Source organism: Pseudoalteromonas sp. PPB1 (assembly GCF_015356275.1).
GTDB classification, from domain to species: Bacteria; Pseudomonadota; Gammaproteobacteria; order Enterobacterales; family Alteromonadaceae; genus Pseudoalteromonas; species Pseudoalteromonas rubra_D.
Window position 1 is genome coordinate 1 of sequence record NZ_JACEQV010000119.1, and the last position, 221, is coordinate 221.

Sequence of the window (221 nt, forward strand, 5' to 3'; positions counted from 1 at the left end):
ATAGAACAACAATTTTCATTGTCATTCCGAGAATTTAATATCAGCTTTCCAAATTTTTAAAGAGCAATATCACTCAGTAAGTTACCTTACCAAGCAACAATCATCTGTGTGGACACTTCGAACAAATTAGTTCTAAGTCGATAAGGAGGTGATCCAGCCCCAGGTTCCCCTAGGGCTACCTTGTTACGACTTCACCCCAGTCATGAATCACTCCGTGGTGA

General features: G+C 40.7%; 1 rRNA gene. It reads right to left on the minus strand.

Annotated elements, in window-relative coordinates:
• Nucleotides 1-141 precede the first annotated feature (141 nt).
• Nucleotides 142-221, minus strand: a 16S ribosomal RNA gene (locus IY568_RS24565); the annotation flags it as partial.